This is a genomic window from Cytobacillus solani, assembly GCF_001420595.1.
GTDB classification, from domain to species: Bacteria; Bacillota; Bacilli; order Bacillales; family Cytobacillaceae; genus Cytobacillus; species Cytobacillus solani.
The window spans coordinates 2,117,439-2,132,149 of sequence record NZ_LJIX01000006.1; the positions used below are offsets into that span (position 1 = coordinate 2,117,439).

At 33.0% G+C, this 14,711-nt stretch carries 15 protein-coding genes; all 15 read left to right on the forward strand.

All coding sequences use genetic code 11. The features are described 5' to 3' along the window. Positions 1–7 precede the first annotated feature (7 nt). On the forward strand, positions 8–748 hold the full coding sequence (locus tag AN957_RS12465) for a sugar phosphate nucleotidyltransferase (RefSeq protein ID WP_056684417.1): 741 nt from the start codon (positions 8–10) through the stop codon (positions 746–748). Further along, entirely contained in the window at positions 745–1,704 is a 960-nt protein-coding gene (gene rfbB / locus AN957_RS12470) for a dTDP-glucose 4,6-dehydratase (RefSeq protein ID WP_056684420.1), read from the forward strand. The genes AN957_RS12465 and rfbB overlap by 4 nt, the downstream gene beginning before the upstream one ends. A 4-nt stretch (positions 1,705–1,708) precedes the next feature. Further along, on the forward strand, positions 1,709–2,551 hold the full coding sequence (gene rfbD, locus AN957_RS12475) for a dTDP-4-dehydrorhamnose reductase (protein WP_053475825.1): 843 nt from the start codon (positions 1,709–1,711) through the stop codon (positions 2,549–2,551). Further along, complete coding sequence (locus AN957_RS12480; RefSeq protein WP_053475826.1) at positions 2,548–3,006, forward strand: dTDP-4-dehydrorhamnose 3,5-epimerase family protein; 459 nt, start codon at positions 2,548–2,550, stop codon at positions 3,004–3,006. Before rfbD ends, AN957_RS12480 begins: the two co-directional genes overlap by 4 nt. Positions 3,007–3,243: 237 nt before the next feature. After that, the gene (locus tag AN957_RS27715; protein ID WP_245637785.1) at positions 3,244–3,903 is read left to right on the forward strand and encodes an exosporium glycoprotein BclB-related protein; all 660 of its coding nucleotides are present in this window, start codon (positions 3,244–3,246) and stop codon (positions 3,901–3,903) included. 199 nt (positions 3,904–4,102) lie between these two features. Continuing rightward, the gene (locus AN957_RS12490; protein ID WP_053475828.1) at positions 4,103–4,366 is read left to right on the forward strand and encodes a hypothetical protein; all 264 of its coding nucleotides are present in this window, start codon (positions 4,103–4,105) and stop codon (positions 4,364–4,366) included. Positions 4,367–4,837: 471 nt separating this feature from the next. Further along, the gene (gene pseB / locus AN957_RS12495; RefSeq protein WP_053475829.1) at positions 4,838–5,803 is read left to right on the forward strand and encodes a UDP-N-acetylglucosamine 4,6-dehydratase (inverting); all 966 of its coding nucleotides are present in this window, start codon (positions 4,838–4,840) and stop codon (positions 5,801–5,803) included. Positions 5,804–5,873: 70 nt separating this feature from the next. Beyond that, a complete protein-coding gene (gene pseC, locus AN957_RS12500) occupies positions 5,874–7,034 on the forward strand; it encodes a UDP-4-amino-4,6-dideoxy-N-acetyl-beta-L-altrosamine transaminase (protein ID WP_056684426.1) in 1,161 nt (386 codons plus the stop codon). A 193-nt stretch (positions 7,035–7,227) separates the two neighbouring features. Beyond that, a complete protein-coding gene (locus tag AN957_RS12505) occupies positions 7,228–7,956 on the forward strand; it encodes a cytidylyltransferase domain-containing protein (RefSeq protein WP_056684429.1) in 729 nt (242 codons plus the stop codon). Positions 7,957–7,972: 16 nt separating this feature from the next. Further along, the gene (locus AN957_RS12510) at positions 7,973–9,169 is read left to right on the forward strand and encodes an ATP-grasp domain-containing protein (protein WP_053475832.1); all 1,197 of its coding nucleotides are present in this window, start codon (positions 7,973–7,975) and stop codon (positions 9,167–9,169) included. Positions 9,170–9,196: 27 nt separating this feature from the next. Next, a complete protein-coding gene (locus tag AN957_RS12515; RefSeq protein WP_053475833.1) occupies positions 9,197–9,874 on the forward strand; it encodes a class I SAM-dependent methyltransferase in 678 nt (225 codons plus the stop codon). Positions 9,875–9,878: 4 nt separating this feature from the next. Further along, positions 9,879–10,922, forward strand: coding sequence for an N-acetylneuraminate synthase family protein (locus AN957_RS12520; protein WP_053475834.1), 1,044 nt, complete (start codon positions 9,879–9,881; stop codon positions 10,920–10,922). Next, positions 10,919–11,911 carry a hypothetical protein gene (locus AN957_RS12525; protein ID WP_056684432.1) on the forward strand — a complete coding sequence of 331 codons (993 nt, stop codon included), beginning with the start codon at positions 10,919–10,921 and terminating at the stop codon, positions 11,909–11,911. Before AN957_RS12520 ends, AN957_RS12525 begins: the two co-directional genes overlap by 4 nt. Before the next feature lie 78 nt (positions 11,912–11,989). Further along, entirely contained in the window at positions 11,990–12,886 is an 897-nt protein-coding gene (locus AN957_RS12530; protein ID WP_056684435.1) for a methyltransferase domain-containing protein, read from the forward strand. Positions 12,887–12,954: 68 nt separating this feature from the next. Continuing rightward, positions 12,955–14,691, forward strand: coding sequence for a LamG-like jellyroll fold domain-containing protein (locus AN957_RS12535; RefSeq protein WP_056684436.1), 1,737 nt, complete (start codon positions 12,955–12,957; stop codon positions 14,689–14,691). Positions 14,692–14,711: the final 20 nt, after the last annotated feature.

Below are 14,711 nucleotides of genomic sequence, written 5' to 3' on the forward strand. Positions count from 1 at the left end.
TTCTTCATTGAAAGGGGTTATTCTTGCTGGCGGCTCTGGTTCCCGTTTGAAACCATTTACTCAAGTATTCAATAAACATCTGTTGCCTGTTGGCAAGTATCCAATGATTTATTGGCCTATTTTGAAATTAAGGGAAGCAGGGATCAAAGAAATTTTAATAATAACCAATCCTAAAGATATTCCTTCCTTTATTGAGATAGTAGGATATGGGGAAAACCTTAATGTAGAGCTTCATTATCAAATTCAGCCTAATGTAGGTGGAGGGATTGCAGACGCTTTATTAGGTGCACGCCATTTTATTAATAAAGAAAAGTTTATTGTTATTCTTGGCGATAATATTTTTGAGGATTCATTAACACCTTATGTTCATACATTTAAAGAACAGGAGAAAGGTGCAAGAGTCCTTCTTAAAGAAGTCAAAGACCCAACCAGATATGGGGTACCATATATAAACCCGATCAAAAGATTAATTCTCTCCATCATTGAAAAACCAGTTCATCCCCCTTCATCCTATTGTGTAACTGGAATTTATATGTATGACCATGAAGTTTTTCAGTACATTGATGCTGCTCAGCCCTCCGACAGAAACGAACTTGAAATTACAGATGTCAACAATATGTACATTAAAAATAAACAACTTGAATACGATATTTTAAAAGGCTGGTGGATTGATGCGGGGACTCATGAATCACTATTTAAAGCTTTTCAATATGTAAACACTAACCCGATTGGGGAGAACAATAAATGAACAACCACCTCCTAATCACTGGCGGAGCTGGCTTTATTGGAGCGAATTTTATTTCTTACTTGCTTAAATCTTCAAATTACTATATTACTAATGTTGATTCTCTGACCTATGCCAGTAATACGGAAGCCATCAAACGATTTGAAAAATCGAGTCAATATCAGTTTCTTCATCGTGATATTGGCAACGAGGAAGATCTGGATGCGATATTTGACCAAAAATATGCAGCAATCATCAACTTTGCTGCTGAATCACATGTGGATCGAAGCATTGTAGACGCGGCTCCATTTATTCGTACGAATATTAATGGCACATTTAACCTTTTACAAGCAGTATTAAACGGAAAAGCAATGAAAATGATTCAAATTTCCACAGATGAAGTATATGGTTCCCTACAATTAACAGATCCTCCATTTACAGAAGAGACTCCTATTGCGCCTAATAATCCTTATTCGGCTTCGAAAGCAAGCGCTGATTTGCTCGTTAGATCCTACTTTAATACACATCAGCTTCCATTAACCATCACACGCTGCAGCAATAATTATGGACCATTTCAAAATGCAGAAAAATTTATACCTAAAGTTATTTCAAACGCACTAAAAAACATTGATATCCCAGTATACGGCGATGGGTTAAACATCCGTGACTGGATTTATGTGGAGGATCACTGCCGAGCGATAAAATTGGTACTTGAAAATGGTGTTCCTGGAGAAGTGTACAACATTGGAGGCAGTGAAGAAAAAACAAATTTAGAAGTTATTCAACTCATCCTTAAAAAGCTGAAGAAAAGTGATGATCTCATACATTTTATTGAAGATCGGAAAGGCCATGACCGAAGATATTCAATGGATTCTGGGAAAATAGCAAGTAAGTTAGGATGGAAGGCACTCGTCTCTTTCTCCGAAGGAATAGATAGAACAATAGATTGGTACAAAAAACAGGAGAACGACAGCAGGTGATCAATTGAATATTTTAATAACTGGAGCTCATGGACAATTAGGAAAAGAATTAGAGAAACAATTATGCACATCCCATTCTGTCATTGGCTTAGGAAAAAAGGATTTGGATATTACAAACAAAATTCAAGTTGATCACTTAATATCTCATTATAAACCGCAATTAATCATTCATGCTGCTGCTTTTACAGCTGTAGATCAATGCGAAATTGAACCAAAAAAAGCAATGGAAGTTAATGCTCTCGGCACACAATATATCGCACATGCAGCCAATAAAATTCAGGCTCGACTGTTTTATATTAGTTCAGATTATGTGTTCGACGGAAAGAAAAACAAGCCTTATACCGAAGAAGATGAGCCGAACCCTCAATCCATATATGGTCTGAGCAAGTGGCTGGGCGAGCAATTAACACGTCATTGCTATCATTCAACAATTATTCGCACATCCTGGCTTTACGGGCATGGGGGGAATAATTTTGTTAAGACAATGTTAAACCTTTCTAAGAAAGGGAAGGAAATTAAGGTTGTTAATGACCAGTTAGGATCACCAACCTATGTGAATGACCTCACTGAAATGATTATTCAATTAATGGATAAAAAAAATGGAATTTACCATATAAGCAATTCAGGCTCGTGTACATGGAATGAATTTGCAAGGGCTATTTTTGAGGAAGCAGGGGTTAATCCCGACTTAGTTCTTCCTATTACAACAGGCGAATATAAAGCTCTTGCCCCGAGGCCGCAATTTTCGGTATTCAGTCATCAAGCTTTGCTGAGAGAAGAAATTGCGCGTCCTAGACTGTGGAAAGAAGCTCTAAAAGAATTTATTCGAAAGGAGACTAGTCAGTGATTGAAGGAGTGAAGATAAAAAAGCTTGTCAAACATTGTGATGACCGGGGATTTTTCGCTGAGCTTGTTCGTGATGATGAACCTGATTTATTGTCGAGGTTCGGGCAGGCTTCTTGGTCTATGAGCTATCCAGGTGTCATTAAAGCCTTTCACTATCACGAAAAGCAAGATGATTTATGGTTTTTTCCTTCAGGCAATGCCCAAGTTGTTCTACATGATTTGAGAGATAGCTCGTCTACAAAAGGAAAAACAGATGTTTATTATTTAGGAGAAGAAAATCCAATCATGCTCCTGATCCCTAAAGGAATCGCACACGGATACCGAGTTTTAGGCGAAAAGCCTGCAACCATTATCTACTTTACAACCAAATCATACGATAGCAAGAACCCTGATGAGAAAAGAATCGAGTGGAATGATCCATCCATTGGCTTTAACTGGGACACGAAATTTCGTTAATAATTAATTTGATGCATTGCCTGTCAATGGTGATAATTTTTGGCAACAATCACCATTGGCTTTTTTCTGTTTCCTTTTTTCAGAAAATAGGAAGTAACATTTTTTTAAATACAGACAAGCATACAAGAGAATTAACATTAAATGAATATAATTTAATACCTCATGAAAGGATGTGAATTTATGTCAAATTTTCACACAAACAATTGTAGTTGTTTTTGTAATCCTTGTGTTTGCGCGATGCAAAAAATACCAGGAGTAATAGGAAATGGAGGAGCAAGAGGGTTACGCGGAATGCAAGGACCACCAGGACCACCGGGGCCTGCTGGAGCACCAGGACCAGCTGGAATACCAGGAACACCAGGAATCCCTGGAGCTGGCGCAATTCTCCCATTTGCATCAGGTCTTCCAGTTTCACTATCTACGGTTCTAGGCGGTGTAGCTTCTACTCAAGGCCTAATCGGGTTTGGATCTTCAGGTACAACACTAAGTGTTTTAGGAGGACCAATAGATCTTACAGGTGCTGGAGGAACACTTCAGAACTTGGCATTTTCCGTGCCACGAGCTGGGATCATTACATCTATGTCAGCATTTTTTAGTGTTTTTTTAGGTGTTGACCTTGGAGCTTCTACAGTAACGATTAGAGCACAGCTATATCGATCAGATTCCCCGCTAAGCAATGTCTTTAATCCAATTCCTGGAGCCATCGTTACACTAGATCCTGCTCTCAGTGGTGCCATTGTCTTAGGTAATACTACCGCAGGAAATACTCCTGGCTTGGCTATTCCAGTTGTACAAGGAGAACGCTTATTAATGGTATTTAGTGCACTAGCAACCGGCGGTATACCAATTGCTGTAACTTTTGCAGGATACGCAAGTGCAGGAGTTGCCATCAATTAACTTGTTCCATAATGTTTTTTCATTTTCCGTAGATGCGAATCTACGGTTTTTTGTTCTGTATTCATTTGAGCTTAAAATAATGGCTGCTAAAAAATAAATAAAATGGGCAGATGTTGAATATATTTGATGATGAAAAGATATCACAGGAAAAATAATCTTAGATGAAGAGAAGGGGATTCATTTGAGGGAGGACGTAAAAATGACAAATAGAAACCCGCCTAAAGAAAGGCAAATTGTCTGTTATGTTGTTAATGAGCTTCAGCTTGCTCAGGTTGCTAAAATATGTAACGATTATGGAATATATTCCATCATTAAAATAAAACCCTACGTTGACATTTCACAGTTGAAAAAGGCGTTAAAAGTTAAAATGAAGGATAGATTATACGATCCTTGCCCATGCGGGAAAGGCGGGAAGTTTAAGTTTTGCTGTTATAATAAGGAAGTTAATATTGAGTTAAAATGAATATACCTATTAATCAGAATGAAGTATTTCAAGAATCGAAGTTTGCTATAAAGGATAAAAACAAACGTTTCTTGCTCATTTAAAAAAATAGAATTCATGATTTTTTAATGTCAATTTATTATGTGTCACAAAGTAGGATCGGGCATATTTTATGCTCGGTCTTTTCAATGTTTTCAGCCTGTCCGATTATTAAAATAGATTATTTTGATCCCTAGGTATTCATCTATACACCTAAAGTTTTATTCTCATATAATACCTCAATATTATTTATTACCCTTAGAAATTTCATTGAAAGGAATTTAAGATTCAAACATAAGCTATTGGACAAACATACAAGAATGGAAATAGATTAAGACTATTAATTAGAATCTTAATAAATAGTAAATATTTGTTCACCGATTTTTCGTAACTGGCATATTTATTTAATAGCCTTCATGGGAAATTGACTTTAGAAAAAGGTTGTGTGTACAAATGAATTTGTCTGGAAAAACAATTTTAGTAACAGGTGGAACAGGTTCATTTGGGAAGAAGTTTGTAGCTAGGGTTTTAAAGGAAAATATAAAAAAAGTGATTGTGCTAAGCAGAGATGAATTAAAGCAATATGAAATGGCAAATATTTATACAGATAAGAGAATTCGTTATTTTCTAGGGGATGTTAGAGATAAAGAAAGGTTAATTCGAGCATTTAGTGGAGTAGACATAGTTATTCATGCTGCTGCATTAAAACATGTTGGTTCATGTGAATATAATCCATTTGAGGCAGTCAAAACAAACATTCATGGCGCACAGAATGTAATTGAAGCTGCAATTGATTGTAATGTTAAACGTGTTATCGCTTTGAGTACAGATAAAGCGGTTAGTCCAATTAATTTATATGGCGCAACAAAATTGGCTTCAGATAAGTTATTTATTGCTGCCAATTCTTATGTTGGAAACAAGGATCTTAGATTTTCAGTCGTCCGTTATGGAAACGTAGTGGGGAGTAGAGGAAGTGTAATTCCATATTTTTTAAAGATGAAAAAAACGGGAAAAATCCCAATAACGGATGAACGTATGACTAGGTTTTGGATAACACTAGATCAAGGTGTTCAGTTTGTACTTGATAATATTAGTCGAATGAAGGGTGGAGAAATATTTGTTCCAAAAATTCCAAGTATGAAAATTACTGATTTGGCAAAAGCAATTGCCCCTGATTGTACTATCGAGATTATTGGGGTTCGCCCGGGAGAGAAGCTTCATGAGGTAATGATTACGGAAGATGATGCTCGACATACTATAGAGAATAAAGATTTCTATATCATTCAACCAGAATTCACATGGTGGGAGAACAAGGGGACAATGGAGGGGAATATAATTCCAGAAGGCTTTAGCTATACAAGTAATAGAAATGAAAACTGGTTAACTATTGATGAGTTGAAAAAATTAGTTTATGAATAGGATAAGTCATTTAATAATAACAATTTATTAATCTAGGAAATATATTTTTTTATGGAAGGGAGTTTATTAATTGAATCATAAACCAGTTAGACCTACCTACCTTCCTTATGCAAGTCAATCGATTGATAATGATGATATTGAAGCAGTGCTTAAAGTTCTAAAAAATGACTACTTAACTACAGGTCCTACTGTTCAAGAGTTTGAAAGGAAAATTGCAGATTATGTCGGAGTAAAATATGCAGTAACATTTTCAAGTGGGACTGCAGCTCTCCATGGTGCATGTTTTGCAGCAGAAATAGCGGAAGGTGATGAAGTAATAACAACGCCGATGACGTTTGCTGCAAGTGCTAACTGTATATTGTATCAGGATGGGAAGCCTGTTTTTGCAGATATAGATGAGCTTACCTATAATATTAACCCTGCTAAAGTTGAACATTTAGTTACTGAGAAAACAAAAGCAATCATCCCTGTTGACTTTACAGGTCAACCAGTAGATTTAGACGAAATTTTGCGTATAGCAAAAAAATATAACTTAGTAGTTATCGAAGATGCCGCACATGCATTAGGCGCTGTATATAATGGCAGAAAAATAGGTTCAATTAGTGATATGACAATGTTTAGTTTTCATCCAGTAAAACATATTACAACTGGTGAAGGGGGGGTAATAACAACTAATAAAAAAGTTTATTATGATAAGTTAATTCAATTTAGAAGTCATGGGATCACTCGAAATCCAGATTTGCTATATAATAATGAGGGTTCTTGGTATTATGAAATGCACTTTTTAGGTTATAACTATCGAATGACTGATATTCAGGCTGCGCTTGGCATAAGTCAATTAAAAAAAATAGGTGTGTTAATCAATCAAAGAAAAACTTATGTTTCTATGTATAATGAGGCTTTTAGGGATATGGAACAAGTCAATATCCCCTTTCAGAAGGAACAAAGAGAATCAAGTTGGCATTTATATATTTTAAGCCTTAACTTAGAAAAATTAGAAAAAGGAAGAAATGATATTTTTAATGAATTAATTAAAGAAAATATTGGAGTAAATTTGCATTACATTCCTGTATATTATCACCCTTATTATAATCAATTAGGTTATAAACAAGGAATATGTCCGATTTCAGAAAAGCTTTATCAACGTTTTATTACTTTACCTTTGTTTTCTTCTATGACAAGGGAAGATGTTAAAGACGTCATTAAAGCGGTTAAAAAGGTTATATTATAAATTAAATCTATGAATTGAAAAATATAAAGTTAATTGTTTTGGTGAACCTTAATTAACGAGGATAATTAAGAAAAAAGGCCAGGAAGTAATAGAGATTAGGAATATAATTAATATATCTGTTAAAGAATACCTTTTAATTGATAAATTTTGTAATAATCAATTAATCTCGAAAGTTGATACGGAGGAACAATAATTGGGGATTAATGTTATTATACAAGCTAGGGTTGGCTCAGAAAGATTACCAGGTAAAGTTTTAATGAGATTGGGAGAGCATTCTGTTTTGGAGTATGTGGTAGCTCGGTGTAAACAGATAGAAGGTATCCAAAATATAATAGTTGCAACATCAAATACAGAAAAAGATGATGAAATTGAAAAGTGGTGTTTGAAGAACCAAACTTTGTGTTTCAGAGGATCTGAAAAAGATGTTTTAAGCAGATTTATTGATTGTATAAAGAAGTATCCCGCTGAATATATTATTAGGGTAACAGCAGACTGCCCCTTTGTAGACTACGAGACGGCAAGTAGGATTGTGAAATTAGTGCAAAGTAGTAAATGCGATATTGTGAATATTGTCGGAAAAGTTCCACGAGGATTAAACATCGAATTAATTTCAAGTAAAGCTTTACAAAATATTTATGATATCGGAAAAGAAAATAGACATAGGGAACATGTTACACTATATGCTTATGAATTTACTAATAAATTCAACTGGAAAAATTATGTTATAGATGAAAATTTACAGTATCCAGAATTAAGAATTACTTTAGATACGCAAGAAGATTATCAGCTTTGTGAGCGGATCGCTCAAAAATTCCAAAACCCTTTAGTTTCCAGCTACGAAGTAATCCGTTTTTTAATTCAGAATCCAGATATCGCAAGTATTAACAAGCACATTAAACAAAAACCTGTTAATAAAATGTAATTATGGGGTTGAAAAGATGAAAGTCCTGTCCATTGGAGCTGGAAAAGAACAAATTTTTAGTATTCAAGAAGCTAAAAGAATGGGCTTAATCGTAATAGGTATTGATGGTGACAAAGACGCACCAGGTTTTGCATATTGTGATGTTACTTATAATATTGATTTAAAAGAAGTCAACGATATTATTAAAGTAGCTAGAAAACATCAGATAAAATTTGTGTTACCTGTACCAATCGGCGGGTCGCTAATTACGATTGGAAAAGTAAACGATGAACTGAATCTAAAGGGAATATCAGAGACTGCAGCAATATCATTTGTTCATAAATCAGAGTTTTATAGATGTTTGGAAGTGTTAAATTTACCTCGGCCTAAACAAATTATTTTGAAAGAAAGCAAAAGTAAAATACATGAATTAAAAAGAAAAATAAATATTATTGGTTACCCGTGTGTTATAAAACCTTCTATTGGTTCAGGTAGCAGAGGAGTCGGAGTAATACGTTCAAATGAAGAATTGGACCAATTACTCGAATTTCATCATTCTACTTTACTTAAGGATGAAGCTACTTTAATTGAATCATTTATAGAAGGGACTGAATATGGAATTGATGGAAGAATTGTAAATGGAAAATTTGAATTACTGTTAATCCGTGAAAAAATTTTAACTAATCTCCCTTTTAGACAAGAAATAGGCTATTTAGCTCCTGCAAGAATACATCCTCCATTAGAACAAAGTATTATATTAATCCTCCAACAATTAACTACCTTAATTCAGGCCAACAACTGTTTATTTCACGCTGATATTATTATTAATAATGATGGGATTTTTGTTATCGAAAGTTCTGGGAGACCTGCTGGATTAAACTTAATGACTCATTTTATTCCACATGTTATAGGGTTTAATCCAATTTCTAATTTTATTGCATATTTAATGGGGAAAGCGTTATATTGTCCTAATATTAAAGTTAATAAAGTGTACATGATCTGTTTTTTTGATTTAAAACCAGGAATAGTTAAAGTAATCCCCCAAAAAGATAAAGATTTTAATGTTCAGAAAGTTCTTTATTATGATTGTCAATTGAGAGTAAATGAGTTTATTCATGTTGTAAAACAAGGGAAAGACATTGTGAATAGGGGTTATTTTATTGTTTGTGGTGACGATTTTAAGAATTGTGAGGGCATAGCAGAAAATATTTTTTCTAAATTTATTATAGAGTAAATATTAGTAAACGAGGAGTACAAAAAGATGACAAATTTTGACGATTTAAATAAACAGGCATGGGGAAAATCAATTTTAAAGCACCAAATGTTATATCCAAATGAAAGAATCGTTTCTTTTTTGGCTAGGAATTTTAAAGATATAGATCATAACCATGTTAAGAATGCTCTAGATGTAGGGTTTGGTTCGGGTAGGCATTTGAAACTGCTATTAGATTATGGATTTAATACGTATGGGATCGATTATAGTAAGGAAAGTTTTCAAATTGCTAATTCTGTCTTAGGCCATCATGAAAAGTTGAAGGGACTTAAATTAGAAAGTATAGAAGAAAACTCATTTTTTAATGAATTTTTTGATGTGATTCTCCTTTTTGGAGTTGTTTTTCTTAGGAAGTATGATCAAATGTTTAATGATTTAAAAACGATGTATCAATTATTGAAACCAAATGGAAAAATGATTGTCAATTTTAGAACAACTGAAGATTTTCTTTTCGGTAAAGGTAGAAAAATCAGTGAAGAAACTTATCATTTAGGTAATTCTGTTCCTGTTTATCAAAATATGCTTTATACATTTTTATCAAAAGAACAAGCTGAAATGCTTTTAACTAAAGTTGGTTTTACTGTAGAAAATATTGAAAGAGACGATTATTGGAAGAATAATTTGAGTGAGAAACACAGTTGGTGGGTATTTACTGTAAGGAAGTGATCGGATGTATATATCTAATAGGAGTATTGGGTATGATGATCCAACATTTATTGTTGCAGAAATAGGGGCAAATCATAATGGTGATTTTGAATTAGCAAAAAGGTCTATTCGGGCAGCAGCTGAAGCTGGTGTTGATGCCGTAAAGTTTCAAACCTACACAGCTGATGAACTGCTTTCTGACCATGAACGTATTGTTTCTTGGGGGAAATCACCTGCCTTAAAATCTGAAAAAATTGGCGACATGTTTAATCGACTTTCGCTAAAGCGCCAATGGCATCTAGATTTATTTAATTATGCCAAAAGCTTAGGTGTGATACCATTTTCTACGCCATTTAGTTTAGATGGAGTTCGGTTTTTAAATGAATTGAAAGTTCCGTGCTTTAAAGTAGCAGCTTCCGATGTGAATTATCTTGAAATGTTAACTTTACTGGCAAAGATGAATAAACCAGTGATGCTATCACTTGGAAAATGCTCTTTATCAGAAGCGGATATTGCTATTAACACTTTATTAAACAACGGGTGTAAAGATCTTGTTATTATGCATTGTGTTTCACAATACCCATCACCCATGGAAGAGATGAACTTAAGAGTAATCAAAAGTACAAAAGCAATGTATCCAGAGTGTATCGTAGGGTTTTCAGATCATTCTTTGGGAATAACATCTGCAATTGGTGCTGTTGTTTTAGGTGCTAGAGTGATAGAAAAGCATTTTACACTTAATAAACAATTAGATGGACCAGACCATTGGTTTAGCTTAGATCCATTGGAGATGAAGTTACTCGTTAATGAAATTAGGAATATAGAATTGGCATTGGGGAGTCCTAGGAAAAGAGTGATGCCTTCAGAAGAGAATGAACGACAAACCTCTATTCGCTCAATTGTTTTAAATAAAGATTTGAACTATGGAGATATCATTCGAAAAGAAGATATTAAATTTACAAGACCAGGGTGGGGAATATCTCCTTTCGATAGAGATAAAATTATCGGTTTAAAAATTAATAAAAGCTTACCAAAAAATACTGTACTGAAGTGGGAGTACTTTAAGTGATAGTCTTTCATGTGGCCGCTAATGAAAAAATTGGTATGGGAAATCTAAGTCGATGTTTTAGCATAGGAAAACATCTCGGAACTACTATTAATAATATAGTGATTATTTGTGAAGGAAAACAAAAGCTTGCAACCGTATTTGCATTTGAAGAAGGCAAAATATACTATGTGGAAGATCGTGAAAAAGCACTTGAATGGATTCAAGTGCTTTTTCAAAAGAAAGCCAAGAACAATAATATTCTTATTACTGATATCATCGAGTTAAACGAACATGATCGTGTTAGCTACGAAATGCTTGGTGCTGAAGTTATTATTCAATTAAACGATGTAAATGTAGATCGTTTTTGTCCGGATATATTTATTAATGGAGATAACTTTGTAGAAGTTAAAAATAAACAGATTAAAAAATATACAGGATCAACATATCAAATTATTAGAAATGATCTAATCATTTATCGACCTCAGCATTTTATTAAAATAAAAAATATTAAGAAAGTAATGATTGTATTAGGAGGCTCAGACCCTTCTGGATATACTGAAAAATTTATTAATTTTTTTAATAATAACTATTTAGCCTATACTTTTTACGTAGTATGCGGACCTGGATTTAACAATAATAGAAGGAAAAGATTAATGAATAATTATTTAAATAGAAATATTATTATATTAGACAACCCTTATTTACCTGAATATTTAGTGAATGTAGATGTTGTTGTAACCCTAGGAGGTCTTACTTCTTATGAAGCGATGTATCTTGGCAAACCAGTGTTAGCAATAGAATGGGCTCATATGTCTTACTATGTAAAAGAGTTAGAAAAAAAAGGATTACTTAAGTCACTAGGAAATGGGGAAGAAGTTTTTGGTAATTTAGTTTCTAACCTAAATAATATACCCTTACTTAATGATATTGCTAAGAGTGGATGGTATGAAATAGATGGTAAAGGAACAGAACGAATCGTGAATTTAATAAAAGGAATATTGATGAACTAAAAAAAGAGTTAGTTAAGGAACAAGACTTTAGTTTTTTGAAATGACAATTCCCTAAAAAAGTCAGGTGTTGATTGATCTATGGATAAACTGGGATATCTAAATAAAATTAAAGAAATATATATTAATAACGAAAATATAATAAAATATTTAAAGCACTTAGATAAGCGAAAAATAAATTCACTAGAAGATATATTGATTAGCTATGATTTTCAAGCAGGGACATATATTGAAGAATACAAGAAAAGACCACAAGATTTTGAAGTATATGGCCGCAAATTAGCAAGTATTATTAATGACTTAGGTGAATGCAAATCAATACTAGAAGTAGGAGTAGGAGAAGCTACTACACTATGTCCAACTATTTCAGGCTTAAATTCAAGGCCCGAAAAATGTTATGGATTCGATATTTCTTGGTCAAGAATTAAATATGCAAATAGTTTTGTTAATAGTTTAAATTTAGATAATGTAAAATTGTTTACTGGTGATTTATTTAATACTCCATTAAAAGATGATTCAATAGATATTGTTTATACATCACATTCAATTGAACCTAATGGTGGAAGGGAAGAAGAGGCTTTAAGAGAACTCTATCGAATTACAAATAAATTTTTGATCTTGTTAGAACCTTCCTATGAATTTGCAGATGTAAAATCTAGACAGAGAATGTTGGAAAATGGTTATATAACAAAATTGTACTCAACAGCAAAGAAACTTGGTTTTAATATTATTGAACATAAGTTGTTTGGAAATAATTCAAATCCATTAAATCCTACTGGTCTTATGATTATAAGAAAACGAAAGGATAAGAATACAGTGGTTGTTAATCCATTGTGTTGCCCAGTTACTAAAACAGATATCTTCAGGAGATTTAATGCATACTACTCCCAAGATAGTTTATTAGCATATCCTATTATAGATGAGATCCCTTGTTTATTACCACAAAATGCTATTATTGCAACAAAATTCTTAGATTAAGGTAAAAAATAAAAATGAGATTAGGGAGTGTCTTGCCCAAATATATAAAAAGTTACGAGGTGTTGGGAATGGATCAAATTGGTTTAAAAACTTTTAATGGGGGAGAGCAAATAATTATAAAGCCATTGCTTACTGATCTATATAATTCCTTTACTTATGAATTCTGGGTTAAGCCTTACGCAGAACATAAAATAGATGAAGAATCGCTAACAGGTGGTTCTGGTCTAATTGGAAAAAACTATATTGTTGCACCTGGACATGGACAATTGGATAATCAAGCTGGTATAGGAATATCAATTGGAAGAAACGGGGTTTCAATTTATGAACATACTGCATTTCATTTACCTGCAACCTTAGTTCATCCTGTGCTAATAGATGGTTGGACTCATATTGGGGTAGTTTATGACGAAAAGACGCCATACCTATTTATCAATGGGAATTTTATAAAGAAAGGGTTAACAAGTACAATGAATATATTGTATGCTTCAGGCATTTTTGGTGGGTTTGCATACGGATATTTTAAAGGGGAAATTTGTAATCTCCGTGTTTGGTCTTACGCAAGAACAGAAACAGAAATTAAGGCAGGAATGAATGGGAAAATAGTTGAAAATGAATATGGGTTATATATTAATGAGTATTTTGAAATAATGGATAATACTTCAGATGTTTTGTTTATGTTTGGTCATTATCGTCAAGATCTTGAGTATCTATTATTCCCTGTTGCCAATAGTCTAGTCAAAAAGGGTTTATCTGTAAGTATGCTGATAGAAAACAAATATTCTCCTAATTTGTCAATGCTTTCAAGTGAAGTTAATATTATCTATCTTGATCAATTCAAAGATAAATTTAATATCTCTCAACGTGCAAATGAGTATTATCAAGTTCTGTTGAAAAATACAGAATTACATCCGTTTTATAAAACTTACTCTGTTGCAATTGATCGAAGTTATTCGACTATCCTTCTTAACATAATAAGACCTAAATGTATTTATGGCATTCATTTTGTTACTGCCCCTGGTTGTATAAATGCTATTAAGTCATTATATATTCAACCCAAAGTCGTTTTAATTCAACACGGAGTTTTAATGTATAATAGTATTGCTCATGATTATAATGGTGCAGACTTAGTATTTTTATGGGGGGATTGGGATAAACGACTTTTAAATCAGATGGATAACGCCCCACCAAATATAGTGATAGGGAATCCAAAAATAGAACAAATTCGGAAAGATGTCTTTGGGAAAAATAAAATATTATCTAAGAAAAAAGAAACAGGAAATACCAAACTAAAAATTCTATATATATTTGCCTATTCTCCGAAAATGGATCAGGTGAGGAAAGAAAATGAAAGAATGTTCATTGAAGGTATCAGTCAAATAAGAAATATAGAAGTAATATTTAAACTGCATCCTGGCTCTCCTCCGGATTACTTACAAGAATATCTTCTAAAAGGTATCATAAGACCAGAACAAATCTTAAAGTTTGATAATATTATTGATTTAATAGAACAGGCAAATATTGTTGTTGGAGATTATTCTACCGCCATTTACGAGGCAGCGGCCTTAAATAAACCAGTAATAAAAATTTGTCATTCAATAATAGAAGAAAAACTATTAAAGTTTCACTATGTAAAAACACCTCAGGAATTAATAATTGTAATCAAGAAATTGCAAGATGATCCCCAATATTTTAATGAATATATGGAAAAACAAGATGAATATTTGAACGATCTGTTTTACAAGATTGACGGTTCTTCTGATCGAATAGCTGATTATATTCATAACCAGTTAATTAAAAATATATGATTTTTTTACTATTAAAAAAG